Origin of the sequence: Shewanella sp. ULN5, assembly GCF_030731885.1 — a bacterium.
GTDB classification, from domain to species: domain Bacteria; phylum Pseudomonadota; class Gammaproteobacteria; order Enterobacterales; family Shewanellaceae; genus Shewanella; species Shewanella holmiensis.
The window spans coordinates 128,651-149,661 of sequence record NZ_JAPJEE010000006.1 but is presented as its reverse complement, the minus strand read 5'-3'; the positions used below and the strand labels follow the sequence as shown (position 1 = coordinate 149,661).

Sequence of the window (21,011 nt, the reverse complement as noted above, 5' to 3'; positions counted from 1 at the left end):
GCTAAATGATCGCTACTCGCCACCAATCATTTTCGATACTAGCCCTTTATCGTGCCCCGCTTCAGCCAATACAATTCCGGCTAAATGCAGCACAATAAACGGAATGAAATACCACAAGGCTAACTTATGTATCGTTTCAGCCAGCTCTTCGACAGATTCGGGGCCAAACTTAAGCAATAGCCCAGTTATCATAGAAAAAGTCACACCAGCATAAAACAACCAGTATACCCCTGCTTGCATTTTTTGCTGTAAGTTTGCCTGCGGATTAAATGGCGATAAATAATGTAAACCACATTTAGCCATGTAGATAAACCGCGCCGACAAAAATACGCCAACAGCATAGCCAAAATAAATGTGCCACTGAAACATCTCACCACGGATCATTTTGGCAATACTGATTGCTTTTTTATTATCAATAGTGACTGAAATGTTGGTTAAGCCTTGCTGAATAATTGCCGCCATATGGTTTTTCTCCATCCAGCCCAAACGCAAAAATATTGTCAGCAACATCACCAACATTGCAAAGGCTAAGCCCCAGTGAATGAGTCGATGAACCAAGGGGAACTCTTGTGATGTTTTCATAATCAACCTCGATGTGATGTAAGTATGTTTAACGCATAATTTGATATCAATTAGCGATATTTTTTAAATAGTGTGCTGACTGAAACTTAAGTAACGCTTATGACATGGATATCAATTCATTAAACCGTAAAATAGCATTATGATGTGAGATATACATAGCATAACGACGAGCATAGACAGCATAATATTAAAAAAATCAGCTACAAACTTGCCTTAATTTACAACACATTAACAAGGATACTTTTTTGCCTATCAGCAAACCTATTGGGCTGATTAATCATCATCACACCCACCTCAGATTAATATACCTACTGCTTAAGCTTGGGCTGACTTTTATTGCGGCAGACCTGTTTGGCCTAAGCGCGCCACCCGCCTTGATTTATGTACTCTTTTTTTTTGAAGCGGTTTATGTTGGATTAAGCTTCTGTTTTAAAAATCGTTATCAGTACAATGAACCTTTGCTGTTTATGTCGTTGGTGATCGATTCCTTGCTATTGGCCGCCTGGCTGTACCTAACCGGTGGGGCGACAAATGCATTTATTTCATTATTATTATTGCCTATCGCCGTTGCTGCTGTGGCATTACCTCAATGGGCACCTTGGGGATTAACGCTGATTTCTACTGCCAGCTACAGCCTGATGATATTTGTTATGCCAGAACACAATATGGGCGATCACACCATGGATATGCGCTCACACTTTCTTGGCATGTGGTTTAACTTTTTAATATCAGCATTAATAGTTACCACCAGCATTGCCTTCATCGCCCGAAAAGTTCGCCAAAAAGAAGCTGAACTCAATATTTTACGAGAAGCCCAATTGCGCCAAGAAAAACTACTCGCACTGGGGACTGCTTCGGCACAAATGGCACACCAGCTTGCCACACCACTGGCAAGCTTGCGTTTATTAGTTGATGAGTTACACGAAAATCAACCTGTCGATGGAGTATTGCCAGATATAGAACAGGCGTTATGCCGCTGTGAGCAAACCCTAACAGACCTCCGCTCTGCAACTCAGTCAATACGTGAAAACCAGCAAACAAACATAATAATTCCCAACTTGGTCGACACATTAACTCAGCAGATATTGCTATTAATGCCAGAAGTATCGTTAACCACTCAAATAGATATTAACGATAATACAATGTCTCTAAATATGGACACTAACTTACTGCCTGCATTGATGTCGTTAATTGAAAATGCCGCAAGGGCAAGTCACGAAAACAATGCTGATTATCAGGTTGAGTTATCCGCCACTATTGATAATCAATACTGTTGTCTTAGTATTCGTGATTTTGGTACCGGGATCTCAGCAGATTTAATTGCCCAGATTGGTGAAAATATTATTCACGATGCAAAAGGCATGGGAGTGTCGTTATTATTGAGCCATGCCAGTTTAGAAAGGTTGGGGGGAAGTTTGATCCTGCATCAGCATTCTGATGGCGGCACTGTAGCGAAAGTGCTATTACCGTTAAAACAAGCACCAACAACATTTTCTTCAACTGTATCGAAAAAAAATAGCCATGGATAAATTACTGATCATTGAAGACGACACCACACTCGCCAACATTCTTAATCGGCGCATGAGTCAACATGGTTTTGAATGCCATGTCGCCCATGATGCAACTCAGGGATTATTATTAGCAAGGCAGCATTTACCCAGCCACATTCTGCTGGATATGAAACTTGAGCACAGTAACAGTCTCAACTTAGTTAAACCATTACGGCAATTGCTACCTAAAGCCACGCTGGTTTTTCTTACCGGTTATGCCAGCATTGCCACTGCCGTTGAGGCTATTCGCCTAGGAGCCGATAACTACTTATCAAAACCCGTTGATACTCAAACATTGCTCAAAGCGCTCGACAAAAAGCACCTTGATATTGCGGATGAAGTGATAGCAGAGCCCCCCATTACCCCCCAACGCTTAGAGTGGGAACATTTGCAACAAGTGTTACAAGCCAATAATGGCAATGTGTCGGAAACAGCAAGGCAATTGGGCATGCATCGACGTACTTTACAGCGCAAGCTATTAAAAAAGCCGACATCACTAAAGTGTTCTTAGAAGAACATATGATCTATAACGTCAACATCAATATCGCCGACTATATCAAGTTATGCCTATTTGAAGATGACCAGATATCACTAAACACATCAGCAAAAATCAATAAATATCAGTGATGAGATAAAAAAAGCCCACTTTCACTTTTAGCAGAGATGTGAAAGTGGGACGTCATCGACGAAGGGTGGTACGACTTACACTAAAAGTGGTACTCCCCAGAGAGCCAAGCCTGCATCCCCAGTCCAAACATGCGCTCTCCAGGAAGAATTTCACTGCCCATCACCCGGTTATACCCCGCTAAATGATCTTGATACTCGGTATCAAACACGTTGTTAACCCCGGCTTTCACGCGCCAAGACTTTGCTTCATATCCCACCAACATATTCACAACAGCATAACCCGATGTGCGTTGTTCAAGCTGGCTAACCGAGACTTTATCTTGTGCTGCCATTGCTAAGGTTTCTAAACGCGCAAACCAAGAATTTGACTCATAATTTAAGCCAATATTGATATTAGCCGGCGCAATACGATATAAATTATCGTCGATATCACGGCGCTCGCCTGATACATAGCTAGCAACCATATCGATTGAGACTTGCGTACTAAATGCATATGTTGCGTTAATATCCATGCCCATCAAATCAGCATCAACATTGGCAAACTGCATTGGATTTGCATCACCCATCATTGCTGCTACCGCTAATACAACCGGATCTGTTGCAGCAATACCTTGAATATAATCATCAATTCGATGGTAAAAAATCCTTGGGTTTATAGAAAAATTACCACTATGGTAGGCATTTCCTAGCTCAATTTGATATGCGGTTTCAAGCTCTAAATCCATCTGACCCACATAGGTTTTGCCATCAGCTAAGCCACCTGTCGACTGCATAGGCAACCAAAGATAACGCTGCTGATAAGACGCACTTGCTTGTTTTCGTGCTAATCCGACAATCCAAGTCAGCTCATCATTCACTTGATAGCGTGCATCAAATACAAAGTCGACTCCGGTTTGTGACTGGCTTTTATCCGCTTCATTAAAGCGTGTCATCAATAGGTTAATCGCTGGTTTATTGGCCGCCATAGAATGGTGTACATTTTCAGCATCGGTTTGATATTGCTTAAGCCGAGCACCTACATTGAGCTGCCATTGATTAATGTGCTTGTCCCATTGTGCATAGACGCTATAACGGTCGTCGCGAACACCATTGAAGTTTCCAATGCTAAACATGGACTGTTCAGGGGTGGTTATGACCGAATCATGCTTGGCCATTTGCATATCTAGGCCGACTTGCCAGTCATCTTTGGTGAAGGCTAACGCGCCATCCCAACTGGTAGAATCGGCATTGTTGTAGCGTGCTGACATTGAAGGCATAAGCATGCGCTTGCTAAAATTATCCATTCCATGACGAGCATCTGAATAGGCTAAATGCCAGTCAAGTTGCCACTCAGCAAACAGGTGCACCCCCTGACTATTGATGTGATCGGTACGAATGAAATTGATATCCATTGGCAATGCTGGTGTGCCTGCATCTGTAGTTTCTAAATATTGATAACCTATCCCGATAAATTCCTCTTGGCTAAGCGAATCAGTTAAATTGAATTTATATTGGCCTCCAAACATCTGCTTTTGATAGTCCGTCGGCATAATGTGTTTGCCATTACCAGTTATGACATCTTCATTGCCTTTTAAGATATCGGTATATACCAGCAAGGCATGGTCTTTATTAGCAAGATTGGCTTTCGCACCAAAGCTGCCACGCTGGCCGTTATCTTGATATTGAGCCGCCACTTTGCCATCAACAACATCAAATTCCGCGCTCGACTCAACCACGTTTACACTGCCACCCAAAGTATCTATGCCCGATGATACTGGAGCAATACCACGCGATAAATCAACGCGTTCAGTCATGATCAGGCTGGCATAACTTAACGGAGTATCCATTGCATTAGGGCCTGCGCCAGCTAATTTGACACCGTTAATTTGGGTATTCACTCTATCGCCTGATAATCCGCGATATTGCACAATACCAGTTAATGGTCCATTGCCATTGATTGATGCCCCTGGCAGCACCTCGAATAAATCACCCACATCAATTTTGGCAGGCAATGCTTTATCCGTGGCAGAGACAACTGAGTGATTATCACTATGATGAATAGTGATAATTTCCATTTCATTTGCAAAAGCATGGTTACCAGCAAGAATTGCAGCTACGACGAGGGTTAGGATGGAACACTTTACGATCATGTTGTTATTTTTAATGGGTAAATTGTGACGCAATTGTGCCTGCAATTACTCATAAATAACAAAAGCTAAAGTGGAAACTGCGACAAGGTGTCGCAGTCTAAGGCTATGATTTGATAGGGAGCTTGCTTTGAACAACAGCACACTGACGCATAGCCTATAGGCCATATGTGATAAAGCCGGTCAACTTATACTGTTCTAGGCTGAAAATTGACTATATTTAAACTTAATTTTTATTGAGCAATACGCTTAGTAAACTTAACTCTGCTTAAGTTAGGTTTGCTCAGGCAAATGGTAGAATATCTTGTTAATGTACCAGCACTTTTCACCCTCAGGCGTGCTGACCACAGCCTCATCATCAACTTGTTTTTTCAACAGTGCGCGCGCCATCGGAGAATCAATTGAGATGTAACCTTTGCGGCCAAAAATTTCATCGTAACCCACAATGCGAAAGGTAAGTTGTTGACCGTCATCATTTTCAACTTCAACCCAAGCACCAAAGAAGACCTTACCCTCTTGCTCTGGGGCATAATCAACTATTTTTAAGTTCTCGATAGACTTACGTAAGTATCTGACTCTGCGGTCAATTTCACGAAGACGCTTTTTGTTGTATTGGTAATCTGCGTTCTCACTGCGATCGCCTAAACTGGCAGCCCAAGCCACTTTCTTGGTGATTTCAGGACGCTCTTCACGCCACAAAAAATTGAGTTCTTGTTGTAGTTTTTCAAACCCTTCACGGGTAACAATAGCCGTTCTCATAATATGCTTACAATGACAATTAGAAGATAAAAAATCAATAAACTAATATATCACGAATCTCGTCTTTAACAGGCACATTGTCGCGCCTCTGCTTAGTGTTATTACTGTATTGACTCACCGCTCGGTCATAGACTATTTTTTCAACTATACTTAGCCCTTCACGCGTACACATAAAAGGAATTATATGTACTGGTCTACGCTTCACTTTATTGATTATTATGCCCGCCACAATAACCTCGGTTTACTGCTAATTATTATCTTATTGGGCGTTGGAATCACTTGGCCATCTCATGCTAATGGTATCGAGGATGAACGAGTTGTAAATTCGCTCTTAATGCAAGGTGATTGGTTGTATGAATCTGATGCTCAATTGGGTTTTCTCCACATCAATCAGGATAAAAGTTACAGCCATGTGGTCATCGATCTTAACAACCCTCCAAACAGTTATCATCATTGGGGGCGTGTTACGGTAAATGACGATAAACTGTTATTTCGCCCCAGTGAAATTGCTTTTAGTCATCAAAACAGCGCAATGATTGAGTCAGACTCAGACTTAAAACCAACACAAGACTTAAAATCAGCAGCAGATTTAGGCAAGACTGAAAACGCTTTTAGCGCTGCATTATTAGCTAAAACAATTCATTACACTTTGTCCAGCAATGCACAGCAGTTAATATTATCAATTGGCCCTAACCAGAATCATCCAAGCAATCAGCTTTATCAAGCTTTTGAGGCGCACCATACTTTCGGTTATTGGCCTGATGATCAGTCTGCGGATATGAGTTACCTGATCATTTTTCCCAATAATTATTATGCTCATATTTACAGTAACCTAGAACAAGTTACTGCGACAAAATTTGAGTTTGGGCAATTATTTTAACCAAAATCACTTTAGTGCACCCCAAAGAAACTTCAATTAGCCACAATAATCCCGATATTGTGGCTTTTGTTACAATTTCAGTTGTCACATTTTACAGTCATAAAACTCAACAAAATCAAAATGTTTTAACATAAAAAAAACCGTTTAGCGCACAAAATAGCGAAACTTACTTTTTAGAGACTATTAGCCAGACGCTAAACTGGTTATATTGAGTGAAAATGCTAAAGATAAAAGGATATTTTCATGGGCCAAGAAACGTCTAAAATTCTCGTTGTTGATGACGACATGCGACTGCGTTCACTATTGGAACGTTATTTAATGGAGCAAGGTTATCAAGTACGTAGCGCGGCCAATGCCGAACAAATGGATAGACTACTTGAGCGTGAAAATTTTCATTTATTGGTTTTAGATTTAATGCTTCCGGGTGAAGATGGCTTATCAATTTGTCGTCGTTTACGTCAACAAGAAAATCCTATCCCCATTGTCATGTTAACGGCTAAAGGTGATGAGGTTGACCGCATTATCGGCCTAGAGCTGGGCGCAGACGATTATTTACCTAAACCCTTTAACCCACGTGAATTATTAGCCCGTATTAAAGCTGTTATGCGCAGGCAAACCACTGATGTACCTGGCGCTCCAGCCCAGCAAGAAGCCGTGATTGCTTTTGGTGATTTTTCACTTAACTTAGCGACCCGTGAAATGTTTCATGGTGAAGAGAGTATTGCGTTAACCAGTGGCGAATTTGCGGTGTTAAAAGTGTTGGTTTCTCACCCTCGAGAGCCATTATCTCGCGATAAATTAATGAATTTAGCTAGGGGCCGTGATTATTCTGCACTAGAACGTTCTATCGATGTGCAAGTTTCTCGTCTGCGCCGCTTAATTGAAAAAGATGCCGCTAACCCACGTTATATTCAAACGGTATGGGGTTTAGGTTATGTGTTTGTTCCTGATGGCTCAACCCGAAAATAACCCGTGCCAGTACCGGTCAAATTAACACTAAAATGGTGGCAACACCTTTTACCACGTAACGCCTTTAGTCAAACTGTGGTATTGATTGGTAGCTTGCTGCTGATCAATCAACTGGTTTCTTATTGGTCGGTTGCGGTTTATTTTATTAAACCCAGCTATGAGCAAATAAATCAGCTTATTGCACGTCAAATCAATATATTATTTGTTGATGGTGTAGAGGTTGGCCGCGAACACTTGTCGATTGTTGACGCCCTCAATGCCAAGGTGCGGCACGACGGCATGACTGTTTATAACCTCAAACAGGCCCAAGAAGCAGGTTTAGACAACGCCACTTATTATGGTTTTCTGTCTGAACAAATGTCTGTGTATTTGGGCGGTGAAGCTGAAGTACGGTTTTCTCAGGGTGAAAATCTAGATGTATGGATTAGACCGCCGCAAGCGCCATCATTATGGATAAAAGTACCGCTGACAGGCATTAATGAATCAGATTTATCGCCACTCACCTTATATTTATTAGTCATTGGTGCACTCAGTGTCGCCGGTGGCTGGCTATTTGCGCGCAAACAAAATAAACCGTTAAAACGCTTACAAAAAGCTGCCGTAACCGTCTCTAAAGGAAAATTCCCCGACCCCTTACCTTTAAGCGGATCAACTGAAATTGTAGAAGTAACTCATGCGTTTAATCAAATGGCGCAGAGCATGAAACAACTTGAACAAGACCGTGCGCTATTAATGGCTGGCATTTCCCACGATTTACGCACCCCTTTAACCCGCATCAGGCTAGCATCTGAAATGATGGTTGAAGATGATCAATATCTTAAAGACGGTATTGTCAGTGATATTGAAGATATGGACGCCATCATTAAACAATTTATTGCTTATGTTCGCCATGATCAAGAGGCCATTAGAGAGCCCTTTCCTATCAATCAACTCATTCAAGAAATTCAGCAACAGGAAAGTAACCGGCAAGGTGAAATCGAAGTCGAGCTAACCAGTTGTCCCGACATTCCCATTCAGCATGTTGCCATCAAACGCGTACTAAGTAACTTGGTAGAAAATGCTTTCCGCTATGGTCATGGATGGGTAAAAATAAGTTCTTTTGAGCAGGGACACTATGTTGGTTTTTGCGTTGAAGATAACGGCCCAGGAATTGACATGAATAAAGTGGATGATTTATTTCAACCATTTACCCAAGGTGACACCGCCAGAGGAAGCGTAGGATCTGGCTTAGGATTGGCCATTATTAAACGGATTATTGATAGACATAATGGCAAAGTGAGCTTAGCCAATCGCGCGGAAGGAGGATTGATTGCACGCGTGTTATTACCAAAAAAATAGGCTAATTAAGCACTGCTCAAACACAGTGATAGCGGGTATCCCTCATCTAATTAAGCCTATTCATTATGCTCAATAAAAACCTAAATATATAAATGGACGCTAAATGCGTCCATTTATATTCAAAATAGTTATATAACCACGATTACAGTGCTGAATGAGGTCCAAACACTTCATAATGCAACTGGCTTTCAGGTACATTCAACGCCAATAATTGTTGTTTAACCACTTTCATAAACCCAAGTGGCCCACAGAAATAATAATGTGCATTCGGTAATATCCACTGCGCAATTTTTGCCAGCTCAACCGTACCTTCAAAATCATAGTCTTCAGCAGGTAAATCTGTCGCTAATGGCTTGCGATACCAAACAAATCGGGTTAAATCAGTATTCTCTGCTACTTGGTTGGCTACACACCCTTTAAAAGCATGTTGCTGGCCATCTTCACAGGCATGCACCCAAGTGATTTGGCTTTTATGTGAATCTGACAGCAACTGATTCAGCATACTCTTCATTGGCGTTAATCCTACTCCAGCAGATATCAACACCACAGGCGTATTATTGGTCACTGTTAGTACAAAATCACCCGCTGGTGCGACAACATCAATCACATCACCCTCTTGATAATAGTCATGCAACAAATTAGATACTTTACCGTCGGACTCGCGCTTTACACTGATGCGATATGAGTAACCATTAGGCGCATCCGAAAGCGAATATTGACGAATTTCTTGGTTTTCTAACTGGCTGTTATTAATTGAAACACTGAGATATTGTCCAGGGATAAACTCGACAACGGGCAAGCCATCTTCCGGCACAAGTAAGAATGAGGTGATAACAGAAGATTCAGCTTTCTTTGCCTTAATCACGAAACGACGAGTGCCTTGCCAGCCGCCTTTTTTGGCTGCAGTTTGTTGATATAACTGTGCTTCACGATTAATAAAAATATCAGCCAGAAAACCGTAAGCCTTACCCCATGCTGTTAACACTTCTTCAGTTACCGCATCGCCACCTAACTCTTTTAAGCTTGCTAACAAGTGACCACCGACGATCGCATATTGCTCTGGCTTAATTAAAAAACCGGTATGCTTATGGGCAATACGTTCGACCGCTGAACTTAAGGCTTCCAGATTATCAATATTTTTAGCGTAGGCAGCTACAGCATTGAATAAGGCAACAGGCTGCCCTCCTGTGTGCTGATGCGCTAAGTTAAACACATCTTTTAATTCAGGATTATGGGTAAACATACGTTGGTAAAAGTGTTGCGTTAAGGCTGGGCCAGCAGACTCTAATAATGGAATAGTGCTTTTAACAATCTCTTTTGTATGTTGATCTAACATAAACAACCTCTAATATGTATTTTAAATGCATGTTTACGCGCATACTAAACATCTATTTGATTTAGATCAATTATTTTTGGATTAACATTGTTTCAGGTTCACCCAATATACATGCTATACCGGCCGTTAAAATAAAAAAGCACGCCATCAATGTCATGATGGCGTGCTTTGTTATTTTTAGCTTATCATCACGTCAAAGTGATGAAAGAAAACCTTATAGGGCAGCTAATACCGCTTCAGCAGTACTGGCTTCAAATGCTTTTGGTGCTTCAACATTTAATACTGTCACCACGCCATTATCGACAACCATCGCATATCGCTGTGAACGTACACCACCAAAACCTGCTGTATCCATCTCTAAGCCTAGCGCTTTAGTAAAACTGGCATCGCCATCGGCAAGCATCATGAGTTCTGATGCATTTTGCGCTTCGCCCCAGGCTTTCATCACGAATGCATCGTTAACCGACACGCAAGCAATAAAATCAACGCCCTTGGCTTTAAGCTGATCAGCTAATACCACAAAACCTGGCAAATGCGCTTCTGAACATGTTGGTGTAAATGCTCCAGGTACTGCAAACAGTACCGCTTTCTTACTGGCAAATAACTCAGTAACATTGTGATTTACCATACCGTCTTTGGTTAGTTGGCCTAAAGTACCAGCAGGTAAAGCTTGTCCTTGTGCGATCATATTTAAATCCTTAGCAGTGTTATGAAGCCTGAATATTGCAACCTTCAGCTGCAAATAATATCTAGGCAGAAAATATCTATATTGTACGCGGGCTAGCATAAATTAGCCTAACCTAATTCACCACAAGTTGGCTTAACATTTAAGTTAAATCAGCCTATTAAATACTGAGCTCTGACTAACCACCTAAACTCAGCTTAAGACGCCGACTAACGCATTGGTATTCTAAACATATGCGCAATCTAATCAGTCAAAAACTCTCAGAAATACTAAGTCGAAGTTAACACATCCACAGGCATATCGACCTAGGAAAAAATATCGTATTTGGCGAGATAACTTAACAGGCTTAATCAAGGGGAAACTCCATCGGTAGTCATTAACAACTGCACTTAAGTCGAGCATGGTTTGCCACATAGCGACGTTACAGCATGCTTATTGACTTAGGCGTATCGGTAAAATGACCACTACGGTCAACCCCTTTGGAAGGTTTGGATTCAGATGAATTTCACCACCGTGCAGGCCAACAATATGCTGACAAATGGATAAACCTAATCCAGCACCTTGGCTTTCATTTTCATCTACACGATAAAAACGCTCCTTGGCACGGGCAATTTGAGTATCTGTCATACCTTTTCCACTATCTGAAAAACGCAGGACTATTTGACCATTAACCTCTGCTGCATCAATACTAATAATTGATTCTTTCGGGCTATATTTACAGGCATTTTCAATTAAATTTTTGCACACTAATGTCATATAGAAAGGGTCAACATTTACCTTTAAGCCATCTGCTATATCTATCTGCCATTCATAATCTGTAATTATGGTAATCAATTGATTTATTGAAGAGTCGATAATATCGTCGACTCTAGTCGGGGCTAAATTCAAAGCATGCAGTGCGTCAACTCTAGACAATAAAAGCAATTGTTCGACCATATGGCTCATGCGCTCAACCCCTTGTTCAATCGCATTTAAATGAATGTGAGCATAATCTAGTTGCGGCGCTAATAATTCGGACACTTCATTAAGCGCGTCTTGCAGGCCATTATGGTGAAGTTTCACAATCGCTAATGGCGTTTTTAGCTCGTGCGCAGCGTCAGCACTAAAGCGCCTTTCACGTTGCATGGCTTGTGAAATTCGAGCGAGATAATCGTTTATAGCATGTTGGATGGGTACTAACTCGCTTGGAAGATTAATGTGCAAAGAGGATAAATCTTGTGGTGTTCGACTCAGTAAACTGGTTTCTAAGGCTTTAACTGGTTTAAATAAATAATAGGTTATCAGCAGCAAAATCAATAATACTATTGGAGTCACTATTGAAGGAACGACCCAAGCATTAGACATCATTTTATCAAGTAATTCTTTGCGTACGTCTTCAGTTTGTGCGGTAACAATCCACACTTCATGTGCTTGAGAATAGTAGCTAAACACATGCCACGACACAGCATCAATATTGCGCAGCTCGTATCCCTGAGTAAACGAGGTTAAGGGTTTATCACCAGAACTGTCTGAATAAACTAACAAATCACCCATCGAATTTAATAACTGAAATGACAATTTTTGCTCATACATTAAATTCAATGCGGTAGATTGTTCGGTAAATGTTTCAACTTCAGAAGTATTAACGTGCAGCTTAATCGGTTGTAAGGCAAGTTGTTCAACCTTACTTTGAGTAAATTGATTGACGTAAAATAACTCTAGCACTTTGGTTGTTTGAAGCATCTGCGCATCAAACAACTCTTCAATTTGCTCTCTGGCATCTTCACGACTTAAGGCATTGGTGGCCACGACCGTGATAATCATCGCAATCGTTATCAAGACACTTATCAACATGCGTAATGAATAAATGGGCCGTAGTTTCTGTCGTAAGACTGTAAACATTAGACAACCTCAACCAAAGTGTAACCAATGCCACGCACGGTTTTGATTAACTCATTAGCCATTTTTTTACGCAAATGATGAATGTGTACCTCAATTGAATTACTGCCCACCTCATCCCACCCGTAGGTTAACTGTTCAAGCTGACTTCGGGTTAATACTCGTCCAGCAGATTGGGCAAACTCAAGCAGCAATTGGTATTCTCGCCTTGAAAGCTGCACCAGTTCACCCCTAAAAAGCACTTCGCATTTTGAAAAGTCGATGTTTAACGCACCATAAGAAAATTGATTGTGATCTAATCCATATTGTCTTCTGACTATTGCACGCAGTCTTGCCGCCAGCTCGCGCACATCAAAAGGCTTGCTCAGGTAGTCATCTGCGCCCATATCTAAACATGCAAGGCGAGTATCGAAATCGGTGTTAGCCGTCAGCACGATTGTCGGCACTGAAATGCCTTTTTTCCGCCACTGTTTAAGCAAATCGGCACCGTTACCGTCAGGTAAGCCTAGGTCGAGAATAATTGCACTAAAATCTTCATAATCTAGTGCATTCAATGCCTGTTGATAGCTAGAAAGATGATCAACTTGCATGCCTAATTTGGTTAAACTGAGGTACACGCCCTGCGCCAATAATGCATTATCTTCAACCAGTAATACCCGCATGTTAATTCACCTTACGTTTTAAACTATCTGAATAATTTAAAGTTTACTGATTGTTGTTGCAGAAAAAGCTCAGCATCTTTACCCTGCAGCATCGCCATTGTTGCTAACATTCCCGCAGTGACGCAATTAGGTCCCAAGACAGTGACAGACCTAGGTGCATCAAGCACGGGATAACCTGTGCTTGGATTAATAATATGCCCATAACGACGCCCATTCACCTCGATGAATCGTCGCGTATCGCCACTGGTTGCTAAAGCCCCCTGATGGACACTTAATAATGCTGCGGCATTATCTAATGCCTCGGGATTCTCAATCCCTATTTGCCATGGCTCACCGACTTTAGGGACTAAACAGCTAATATCACCGCCAAAGTTAACTAATACTGAAATACTAGGCCATTTTTCAGCGAGTAAATAAGCCACTCTATCGACAGCATATTCTTTACCTATGCCGCCAAAATCAAGATTCATTTGCGCTGGCATAGTGATCTGCTGTTCATCAAACTTCACCGCTGCAAAGTTTACCTGTTCTTTTGCCAGCATAATATCAGCATCGGCGGGCACTTTAGCGCCGGCATCAAAGCGCCATAAACGCATTAATGGACCCGCACTTATGTCAAAGTCGCCATCACTTAACAAATAACACTGCTGTGAAAATCTTAGTAGTTGCAGGGTTTCTGCATCAATTTGAGTAACTGCGCCTTGGGCATTATTGATCTGCCACAGCGGATTACCATCAATAAAGCGACTGTATTTTTGTTCGATACGTTTAGCTTCTTTATAGGCAATCTCTAACATTGCTTTTGCAATGGCTTGGTCATTGGTCGCTATCAGTAGTTCACACGGACTTGCCATCGCACGAAAGCAAGCTAAAAAGCCCCAACTCCGAGCTTGTAAAGTCGGCGTTGAGGCATTATTTAGCACATTTGATGAACGCATTCGTGGATATTCTCTGCTCACTTAAAGTGTTCATCTTAAAACGAATAACTCACTTGCGCTACGATCGCTTTCACCGCAGGGAATTGTTCAAATTGACTCAACTGGCCAACTAACTCAGTACCATTATTCTCTGGGTTTTGCTGGTAGTACTCTAAACGGTAGCTTAATTCATGTCCGCCAGATAACCGTTGACCAAACTTTAATCCCACCGTATACGCGGTCATATCACCAATACGATAATCTGCGCTGGCAAATTCAGGTAATGGCTCATCGGCCAACAAAAATGGCTGATAAAAGTTTGCTGCTTGCTGTTGGTAGTAACGAAGGTGGATCTGAGCATAAATACTCGGGCTCAAATAATAACGATAATGGGTTTCCAAGGTATGTGATGAAATATCCCAATCATCGGTACTGTAGCGATAAGAAAAATCAACTACACCTGAATCTAACGCGCCTTTGGCCATTACAAACACACTGTGTTTTAGGCGATCTTCTGGGCGATTTTCATATAGGTAAGTCTGCGTGGTACCACTGTTATCCACTTGAGATAACACTTTATATGGATCCGTCATGTAACCCGATACATTCGAAATACCGTAGTTAGCTTGCATTAACCAATAACGATTAATGTTTTGGGTTACCCCAAGCATAAGGTCAATGGTTTGCTTATCATCGGTCCCCGCTTGACGCGTGTCATCAAATGCCGCTTGAAACGCCGCTTCGGTATCATATTGAGATCTCAGTGCCATTTCAGATAACGCCACAGGTCTGCCACCTACAGCATCAATGGTATCTTGGGTAAACGCCCCTGATAACGCCACTATTGTATTGTTTTTATTAAAGCTACGCTCAAGGCCTGCATTTAAACCTAACGATAAATAGTCAAATTCGGTTGAGCCATTTAAGCCCACGTTTAAGGTCCAATCTGGATTAAGTACTTCCATCCAGTTCGCACTTAATTGGACACGAGTATCGTGGAAAGTGTCATCAAGCGGCGTTTCACCGGCATTAACGGTATATTCACCATTGCCAGAAGGGCGAGTAAAGGTTTGGCTACTATCCTGCGCCACCGCACCAGACGCCGATGCACCCGTTAAACTGTCCACCACCAGCTTCATGTCTAATAGTGAACTATCGCCAAACGATTTCTGCACATTGCCGATAACTTCAGCGGCTTGCACTCTATCTTGCTCGCCGTAATACATAATGGCGGCATCGACTTTCCAATCGTCTGATTTTACGATGTCATTAAGGTCTGTCGCTTGAGCACTAGGGTTAATTAAGCTGCAACTCGCCATGGCTATGGCGCCTGCTATATTGCGTTTTTGAGTTAATTGCATCCGCAACCTCCGCCCGCTAATGAGCGACCACCACTGGTGCCTTCTTTACTAAAATAAATATGATCATCTAAGGCCATATCAAGCTTTTCACTGTCTAGAGCCATATCAGCTCTTGCAAGTTGATCTTTTTCCCAGGGCTCAACACCTAAGGTTGAGCAAGCCGATAAACCGGTTAAAATAACAATAGCGAGTCCAGCTTTAATATTGAATCGAATCAAATTGTTTTTCATAAACTACTCCACCAACAACTGTTGAATTTCTTGCTCATACAGGGCTTTTTTATCATCATAAAAACCCACATGCTGTTGCACTAACTCGCCCTGGCGATTGAACAAAAAGCTGCTCGGCATGCCTTGTAAATCAAATGATCTCGCCACATCGCCTTCGGGGTTATAACGCACAGGAAAACTCGCGGGTAACTTTGTTAAAAACTGCGCAGCAAGCTCAGGTTCAACGTCCAAATTAATCGCCACCACAGCTAAACCTTTGACGGCATATTTGGCGTGCATCTCGTTCATCCAAGGGAAAGATTTACGGCAAGGGCCACACCAGGACGACCAAAAGTCGACATACACCACTTTGCCCGCAAACTCTGACAAATTAACGGTTTCACCCTTAACATTTTGCACAGCATAATTTAATGCGGGCGCAGCAATGCTTGAATGTGTAAAAGTCATCATCCACAAAGCGCAACAGCATAAGCACAATGCATTGATGGTTTTTCGAAAAAACAGTAACGAAATTTGATTATGGATGGCTGGCATAATTAATCCTTATAAACCCTATACTGGCAATCTATCGGGCCAATCTTAAGGCTTTCTTAAGGAAAAATGATAAGTGTTTATTTTATAAAATCAGTCAGTAGCATAAAGTGATATGCCAGTATCATTATGCTTAATTCGGGCGAATTAAGCAGATAAATATCATTCAGTTTGCAAGGTTAGCAACAGGCATAAGCAATGGTATAATGCCGTCATTAGCGACATTTTATCAAAGGTTCACATCATGGCACGCACTGCTAGCGCATTACACATTTTGGTCAAACACAAAGAGTTGGCCGATGACATTATGGCTAAACTGAAAAAAGGCGCTAAATTTGATGTGCTGGCAAAGCAACATTCTAGTTGTCCATCGGGCAAAAAAGGCGGCAGTTTAGGTGAATTTAAACAAGGCCAAATGGTACCGCAGTTTGATAAAGTTTGTTTTAGTGGTGAGCTCATCACCCCACATTTAGTTAAAACAAAATTTGGCTGGCATGTGGTAAAGATCCTTTACAGGACTTGATGTGTAAAGTCTGCGTAAACATAGTAAGTTGGATTTTGAAAGTCTTAAACACTATTTTTGTATGCAACACTAAGATAGTGCATTGCAATGAACATATAACTAAAGTGCTTTACCGCACGTAACCGTCAAATTAAGTGTTAAAATTTACGCTTATGTTAAGCACAAATATTTTAATGGCCATGGTTAACTTGCTTCTAGAAAATAGTTTGTTGGATTCATAGACCGTTAATACTGGTAACATCGCCAAACGATCCAAGAAAAGCCCCCCAGAAGGCAGAACATTTTTTCTATTGAAAGCCTTAAATAATCATTACACGCAAACACCTCAAATCAAAAGGTTGCTAATTGACTATATATAAACGTTTTTCTACCTACTACCGACGTACAATTATCATCTTCATTGCTGTCGCCTTAACGGGATGCGCGGTGTTTGCGGGCTTAAATTTCGATACTTTGTACGGTGAAGCGCAGCCACAACAGCGCATGGTAGCAACAACCTCTACTCAAGCTCAGCACTATATCAATGATGTTAAGCCTATAATAGACAACCGATGTGTTGTGTGTCATGCCTGCTACGACGCGCCTTGTCAGCTAAAAATGTCATCCGCTGAAGGAATAGACCGGGGCGCGAATAAAGACATAGTGTACCAGGGCACACGGTTACTCGCCGTCGATACCACTCGCATGTTTATCGATGCCCAATCAACGGCAGAATGGCGCGATAAAGATTTTTTCCCCGTATTGAATGAACGCACACAATCAGAAGAAGCCAACACCCAAGCGGGTGTTATTGCGCGAATGCTGCAGTTAAAACAAAAGCACCCCTTGCCCACTGAAGGCATTCTTGATGACTCGTGGGATTTCTCTCTCGATCGTAATCAACAGTGCCCTTCCGTTGAAGAAATGAGCCGTTATGAACAGCAATTCCCTCAATGGGGAATGCCTTATGGTTTGCCGCAAATCTCAAACCATGAAAATACTATTTTGATGCAATGGCTTGCCAATGGTGCACCAATGGCTACCATTCCGGCCCCTTCTATTGCTGAACTTAACGCGATAGAAAAATGGGAAACCTTCCTCAATACCAATTCATTAAAACAGCAACTAACCAGTCGCTATATTTTCGAACATTTGTTTGTTTCCCACTTATATTTTGATGATATAGAAAGTGGCCAACCCACTTTCTTCCAATTGGTCAGATCGACAACCGCACCAGGTAAACCTGTTGATATTATTGCAACACGTCGACCTTACGATGATCCTGAAACAGATGTGTTTTATTACCGATTAGAACAAGTGCGCGAAACTATCGTAGATAAAACACACATGCCGTATGCGCTCAATGAGGCAAAGCTTGACCGTATTAAGTCATTATTTATTGAGCCCAATTATAGCGTTACTAGCTTACCAAGTTATGAAGCAAGCGTTGCAGCAAACCCGCTTATCGCCTTCACCGACTTACCCGTCGAGGCGCGATATAAATTTATGCTTGATAATGCGCAAAATACTATTATGGCGTATATAAAGGGGCCTGTTTGTAGGGGCCAGCTAGCACTCGATGTTATTAATGATAGATTTTGGGTGTTTTTTGTCGATCCAGACCTTCCTAATATGTCACAACAAAATGCATTTTATCGTTCACAAGACGAAAATCTTACCCTTCCAGCTGAAAAAGAAAGTAATACCTTACGGCCTATTGCTAATTGGGTTAAGTATGCCGGTCAACAAGGTCGCTTTCTTCGCGCGAAAAATGCATATTTGGATGAGAAATTTGAAAATAATGAACATTTAACTACTCGGCTAATTTGGGACGGTAATGGCACAAATTCGAATGCGAGTTTAACGGTATTTCGCCATTTCGATAATGCATCTGTCGTGCAAGGATTAATAGGTGAGCAGCCTAAAACCGCCTGGGTGATCAGTTATTCTCTATTAGAGCGAATTCATTACCTGCTTGTCGCTGGTTATGATGTGTATGGTAATTTTGGCCATCAATTGATAACACGCATGTACATGGATCTTCTTCGCATGGAAGGTGAGTCAAATTTCTTAACATTGTTACCGGCAGAAAACCGTCACCAAGAACTGGCTGACTGGTATCAAGATGCACATTTGTATCTAACCAAACATCTTGCTGGTGATATCAATGAAGTCAGTAGCCCCCCAGCAATCACTTACACCACAGACAACCCCAAACATGAACTATTAGACATGCTCAAGACCCGCCTAGAAAAGGTATTACCAACACGTTATGCACTTGAATCAACGCAGCTTACAAATGAAAGTAAGGGTTATCTTAAAAAGATTAACCAAGTAAAAGGCGAAAATGCATCGATATTCCCAGAGCTGACTTTTATTATGATTGAACCTGAAGATACTGCGCTCGATCCTCAGCTTTTTACGTTAATCAGAAATAGCGCCCATAAGAATATTTCTAGCTTGTTTGATGAAGAATCCAATCGGCAATATTCACGCGATAACGTAACCCTTGTAAACGGTCTACTCGGCAGTTACCCCAATGCTTTTTGGCGCCTAAAAGAAGCTGAGTTACCCGCATTATTGGACCAAGTTTTAAAGGTCAAAAATGAGGGTGATTATAAAAGGTTATTAGATAACGTTGGCGTGCGTAGAACCGATCCGTCTTTTTGGTATTTTAGTGACATATTAATGATGCAATACAAAAAAAATCATCCAATAGAGGCTGGGATACTCGATTACAATCGAGTTGAAAATAGATAATGAGATTGATTGTTTAGCGGACTAAAGGGCTGGGTAAATTAAGCTGCTCAGCCCACTATATTTAAGTACGCTTTACCTTTATCCATTACCAAACGTCGTTTGGATGAACATCACAGGCCCCCCATCCTGCAACGACCAAAGGGTATTCACAACAATACCCTCTTGGCTCCTCCTGCCAATGTTCTGATTACTGTGCGACCTAAACGGACTAGGTTAGCCGTGGCGCTTCGATTGCACCAAAATCAAGGGTAGAAAGCACAGACTATTCACAAATAATCCCTCCACCAAAAACACTGATTAACTAACCGTCGCTTTAATTCTAAACGGCTGATAAAAATACAAATATCGAACTGCCACATAGGCGACAACTATAGTTGCGATGAGCAGTTCCATTTGTGCTAATCGGCGTACTTGATCAATATAATGCACTGCTATATTGGTCGTTTCCATCCAGGTGACCATTTTGAATAATGCTGTAGAGCCTATCACCATAGGGAAAGTAAACGCTGCGTAGCCGGGGCTAAATGGCAGGGTAAGTAATTTAATAAATGCCAGGTAGATAACGCTGGTCATCAACACTGCTATGCCAAATAGTAAGGCGATAATGATAGGTGATGGCGTCGTCGCTACGGTTAAATATCCCGCTAATGATAAGCTGGCGGGGGCAGCTAACACGGCCAAAGTTGGCTTGGCTGCATCGGGCACTTCATGGCTAAACATTAAACGATAAATCATTAACGGTAACATCACAGCATAGGTCGCCATACCAAAGATTAAAGCCATATGGGCGATTAAAGCCAGTTGTGGGGTGCCCGAAAATGATACGTCAGCAACAATGATACCTACGGGCGGGATAAACCAGCTAGGCACCATGTGGTGAAGTTCGAATACTTTCGCTCTGTGATATAAAAAGCTTATTAAAAATACCAAATGTAAGCCTACGGCAAACAACCATAACGCATCGCCTGCCAGTAAATAAAACTGCCCTACCGAGTTAGACACTACCATAGTGGCCATGGCAAATGTAGGGACCACACTACCAATCACGGGATGAGCCAAATCCTCTTTCAATGTATGTGATAACAGTAAAAATTTTATGGCTAACACCATGAGTAACACGCTCGCAATGGCGGCGCCGATGAGTTGACCATAACCATTTAAATTGGCGAAGTTTTCCCAACACCAGCCTAAACTTGCAATACCCAAAGCTAAACCGGCCATGGGCGTTGGTGCGGTGATTAATTTACCTTTAGCCATGTTGATCATGCTGAACTCTCACTATTTCGATGAACGCGTTGATTTGTTTCTTAATGCGATG

The 21,011-nt window shown here is 41.7% G+C and carries 19 protein-coding genes; 7 read left to right on the top strand and 12 right to left on the bottom strand.

What is annotated here, in order from left to right; translation table 11 throughout:
* Nucleotides 1-12: 12 nt before the first annotated feature.
* Nucleotides 13-582, bottom strand: coding sequence for a cytochrome b/b6 domain-containing protein (locus ORI98_RS08090; protein ID WP_306134871.1), 570 nt, complete (start codon nt 580-582; stop codon nt 13-15).
* Between the two features lie 245 nt (nt 583-827).
* Here ORI98_RS08090 and ORI98_RS08085 point away from each other — a divergent pair, with 245 nt between their 5' ends.
* Both ORI98_RS08085 and ORI98_RS08080 read left to right on the top strand, forming a co-directional pair.
* Nucleotides 828-2,111 (top strand): sensor histidine kinase KdpD, encoded by a 1,284-nt coding sequence (locus ORI98_RS08085; protein ID WP_306134870.1) that lies wholly within the window; start codon nt 828-830, stop codon nt 2,109-2,111.
* Nucleotides 2,104-2,643 (top strand): response regulator transcription factor, encoded by a 540-nt coding sequence (locus ORI98_RS08080; RefSeq protein ID WP_261298604.1) that lies wholly within the window; start codon nt 2,104-2,106, stop codon nt 2,641-2,643. The genes ORI98_RS08085 and ORI98_RS08080 overlap by 8 nt, the downstream gene beginning before the upstream one ends.
* A gap of 196 nt (nt 2,644-2,839) precedes the next feature.
* Here ORI98_RS08080 and ORI98_RS08075 read toward each other — a convergent pair whose 3' ends face one another.
* The gene (locus ORI98_RS08075) at nt 2,840-4,888 is read right to left on the bottom strand and encodes a TonB-dependent siderophore receptor (protein ID WP_306134869.1); all 2,049 of its coding nucleotides are present in this window, start codon (nt 4,886-4,888) and stop codon (nt 2,840-2,842) included.
* Nucleotides 4,889-5,158: 270 nt separating this feature from the next.
* On the bottom strand, nt 5,159-5,644 hold the full coding sequence (greB, locus tag ORI98_RS08070; RefSeq protein WP_306134868.1) for a transcription elongation factor GreB: 486 nt from the start codon (nt 5,642-5,644) through the stop codon (nt 5,159-5,161).
* Between the two features lie 184 nt (nt 5,645-5,828).
* Here greB and ORI98_RS08065 point away from each other — a divergent pair, with 184 nt between their 5' ends.
* The 3 genes from ORI98_RS08065 (at nt 5,829) to envZ (ending at nt 8,831) form a co-directional block, all read left to right on the top strand.
* The gene (locus tag ORI98_RS08065; RefSeq protein ID WP_306134867.1) at nt 5,829-6,524 is read left to right on the top strand and encodes a hypothetical protein; all 696 of its coding nucleotides are present in this window, start codon (nt 5,829-5,831) and stop codon (nt 6,522-6,524) included.
* A gap of 243 nt (nt 6,525-6,767) precedes the next feature.
* On the top strand, nt 6,768-7,493 hold the full coding sequence (gene ompR / locus ORI98_RS08060) for a two-component system response regulator OmpR (RefSeq protein ID WP_261298262.1): 726 nt from the start codon (nt 6,768-6,770) through the stop codon (nt 7,491-7,493).
* A 3-nt stretch (nt 7,494-7,496) separates the two neighbouring features.
* A complete protein-coding gene (gene envZ, locus ORI98_RS08055; RefSeq protein ID WP_306134866.1) occupies nt 7,497-8,831 on the top strand; it encodes a two-component system sensor histidine kinase EnvZ in 1,335 nt (444 codons plus the stop codon).
* A 142-nt stretch (nt 8,832-8,973) separates the two neighbouring features.
* Here envZ and hmpA read toward each other — a convergent pair whose 3' ends face one another.
* The 8 genes from hmpA to ORI98_RS08015 all read right to left on the bottom strand — a co-directional run bounded on the left by hmpA (nt 8,974) and on the right by ORI98_RS08015 (nt 16,350).
* Nucleotides 8,974-10,167 carry an NO-inducible flavohemoprotein gene (hmpA, locus tag ORI98_RS08050; RefSeq protein ID WP_306134865.1) on the bottom strand — a complete coding sequence of 398 codons (1,194 nt, stop codon included), beginning with the start codon at nt 10,165-10,167 and terminating at the stop codon, nt 8,974-8,976.
* A gap of 214 nt (nt 10,168-10,381) precedes the next feature.
* Nucleotides 10,382-10,855 carry a peroxiredoxin gene (locus ORI98_RS08045; protein ID WP_306134864.1) on the bottom strand — a complete coding sequence of 158 codons (474 nt, stop codon included), beginning with the start codon at nt 10,853-10,855 and terminating at the stop codon, nt 10,382-10,384.
* A gap of 429 nt (nt 10,856-11,284) precedes the next feature.
* Nucleotides 11,285-12,655, bottom strand: a complete 1,371-nt coding sequence (locus ORI98_RS08040) for a cell wall metabolism sensor histidine kinase WalK (RefSeq protein WP_306134863.1) — start codon at nt 12,653-12,655, stop codon at nt 11,285-11,287.
* Nucleotides 12,656-12,732: 77 nt separating this feature from the next.
* Nucleotides 12,733-13,392 carry a response regulator transcription factor gene (locus ORI98_RS08035; protein ID WP_261298266.1) on the bottom strand — a complete coding sequence of 220 codons (660 nt, stop codon included), beginning with the start codon at nt 13,390-13,392 and terminating at the stop codon, nt 12,733-12,735.
* Between the two features lie 23 nt (nt 13,393-13,415).
* Nucleotides 13,416-14,330 carry an FAD:protein FMN transferase gene (locus ORI98_RS08030; RefSeq protein ID WP_261298267.1) on the bottom strand — a complete coding sequence of 305 codons (915 nt, stop codon included), beginning with the start codon at nt 14,328-14,330 and terminating at the stop codon, nt 13,416-13,418.
* Nucleotides 14,331-14,365: 35 nt separating this feature from the next.
* Nucleotides 14,366-15,670 (bottom strand): DUF3570 domain-containing protein, encoded by a 1,305-nt coding sequence (locus ORI98_RS08025; RefSeq protein ID WP_261298268.1) that lies wholly within the window; start codon nt 15,668-15,670, stop codon nt 14,366-14,368.
* Nucleotides 15,661-15,900, bottom strand: coding sequence for a DUF4266 domain-containing protein (locus tag ORI98_RS08020; RefSeq protein WP_226412590.1), 240 nt, complete (start codon nt 15,898-15,900; stop codon nt 15,661-15,663). The genes ORI98_RS08025 and ORI98_RS08020 overlap by 10 nt, the downstream gene beginning before the upstream one ends.
* Nucleotides 15,901-15,903: 3 nt before the next feature.
* Nucleotides 15,904-16,350 (bottom strand): TlpA disulfide reductase family protein, encoded by a 447-nt coding sequence (locus ORI98_RS08015; RefSeq protein WP_306134928.1) that lies wholly within the window; start codon nt 16,348-16,350, stop codon nt 15,904-15,906.
* A 325-nt stretch (nt 16,351-16,675) separates the two neighbouring features.
* Between ORI98_RS08015 and ppiC the strand changes: the two genes are divergently transcribed.
* Both ppiC and ORI98_RS08005 read left to right on the top strand, forming a co-directional pair.
* Nucleotides 16,676-16,954, top strand: a complete 279-nt coding sequence (gene ppiC, locus ORI98_RS08010; protein ID WP_261298269.1) for a peptidylprolyl isomerase PpiC — start codon at nt 16,676-16,678, stop codon at nt 16,952-16,954.
* Nucleotides 16,955-17,299: 345 nt separating this feature from the next.
* Nucleotides 17,300-19,693: a fatty acid cis/trans isomerase gene (locus ORI98_RS08005; protein ID WP_306134862.1), complete on the top strand. Its 2,394-nt coding sequence runs from the start codon at nt 17,300-17,302 to the stop codon at nt 19,691-19,693.
* A 297-nt stretch (nt 19,694-19,990) separates the two neighbouring features.
* Here the strand turns inward: ORI98_RS08005 and ORI98_RS08000 are convergent, their stop codons facing one another.
* A complete protein-coding gene (locus ORI98_RS08000) occupies nt 19,991-20,959 on the bottom strand; it encodes a TDT family transporter (protein WP_261298271.1) in 969 nt (322 codons plus the stop codon).
* Nucleotides 20,960-21,011: the final 52 nt, after the last annotated feature.

What these genes read in the sequence shown, in the direction of transcription:
- ppiC (WP_261298269.1), top strand. Translation starts at nt 16,676, where the DNA reads ATGGCACGCACTGCTAGCGCATTACACATTTTGGTCAAACACAAAGAG.
- ORI98_RS08090 (WP_306134871.1), bottom strand. Translation starts at nt 582, where the DNA reads ATGAAAACATCACAAGAGTTCCCCTTGGTTCATCGACTCATTCACTGG.
- ORI98_RS08065 (WP_306134867.1), top strand. Translation starts at nt 5,829, where the DNA reads ATGTACTGGTCTACGCTTCACTTTATTGATTATTATGCCCGCCACAAT.
- ORI98_RS08030 (WP_261298267.1), bottom strand. Translation starts at nt 14,330, where the DNA reads ATGCGTTCATCAAATGTGCTAAATAATGCCTCAACGCCGACTTTACAA.
- ORI98_RS08040 (WP_306134863.1), bottom strand. Translation starts at nt 12,655, where the DNA reads ATGATTATCACGGTCGTGGCCACCAATGCCTTAAGTCGTGAAGATGCC.
- ORI98_RS08000 (WP_261298271.1), bottom strand. Translation starts at nt 20,959, where the DNA reads ATGATCAACATGGCTAAAGGTAAATTAATCACCGCACCAACGCCCATG.
- ORI98_RS08075 (WP_306134869.1), bottom strand. Translation starts at nt 4,888, where the DNA reads ATGATCGTAAAGTGTTCCATCCTAACCCTCGTCGTAGCTGCAATTCTT.
- ORI98_RS08020 (WP_226412590.1), bottom strand. Translation starts at nt 15,900, where the DNA reads ATGAAAAACAATTTGATTCGATTCAATATTAAAGCTGGACTCGCTATT.
- ORI98_RS08045 (WP_306134864.1), bottom strand. Translation starts at nt 10,855, where the DNA reads ATGATCGCACAAGGACAAGCTTTACCTGCTGGTACTTTAGGCCAACTA.
- greB (WP_306134868.1), bottom strand. Translation starts at nt 5,644, where the DNA reads ATGAGAACGGCTATTGTTACCCGTGAAGGGTTTGAAAAACTACAACAA.
- ORI98_RS08080 (WP_261298604.1), top strand. Translation starts at nt 2,104, where the DNA reads ATGGATAAATTACTGATCATTGAAGACGACACCACACTCGCCAACATT.
- hmpA (WP_306134865.1), bottom strand. Translation starts at nt 10,167, where the DNA reads ATGTTAGATCAACATACAAAAGAGATTGTTAAAAGCACTATTCCATTA.
- ORI98_RS08015 (WP_306134928.1), bottom strand. Translation starts at nt 16,350, where the DNA reads ATGATGACTTTTACACATTCAAGCATTGCTGCGCCCGCATTAAATTAT.
- ORI98_RS08025 (WP_261298268.1), bottom strand. Translation starts at nt 15,670, where the DNA reads ATGCAATTAACTCAAAAACGCAATATAGCAGGCGCCATAGCCATGGCG.
- ompR (WP_261298262.1), top strand. Translation starts at nt 6,768, where the DNA reads ATGGGCCAAGAAACGTCTAAAATTCTCGTTGTTGATGACGACATGCGA.
- ORI98_RS08035 (WP_261298266.1), bottom strand. Translation starts at nt 13,392, where the DNA reads ATGCGGGTATTACTGGTTGAAGATAATGCATTATTGGCGCAGGGCGTG.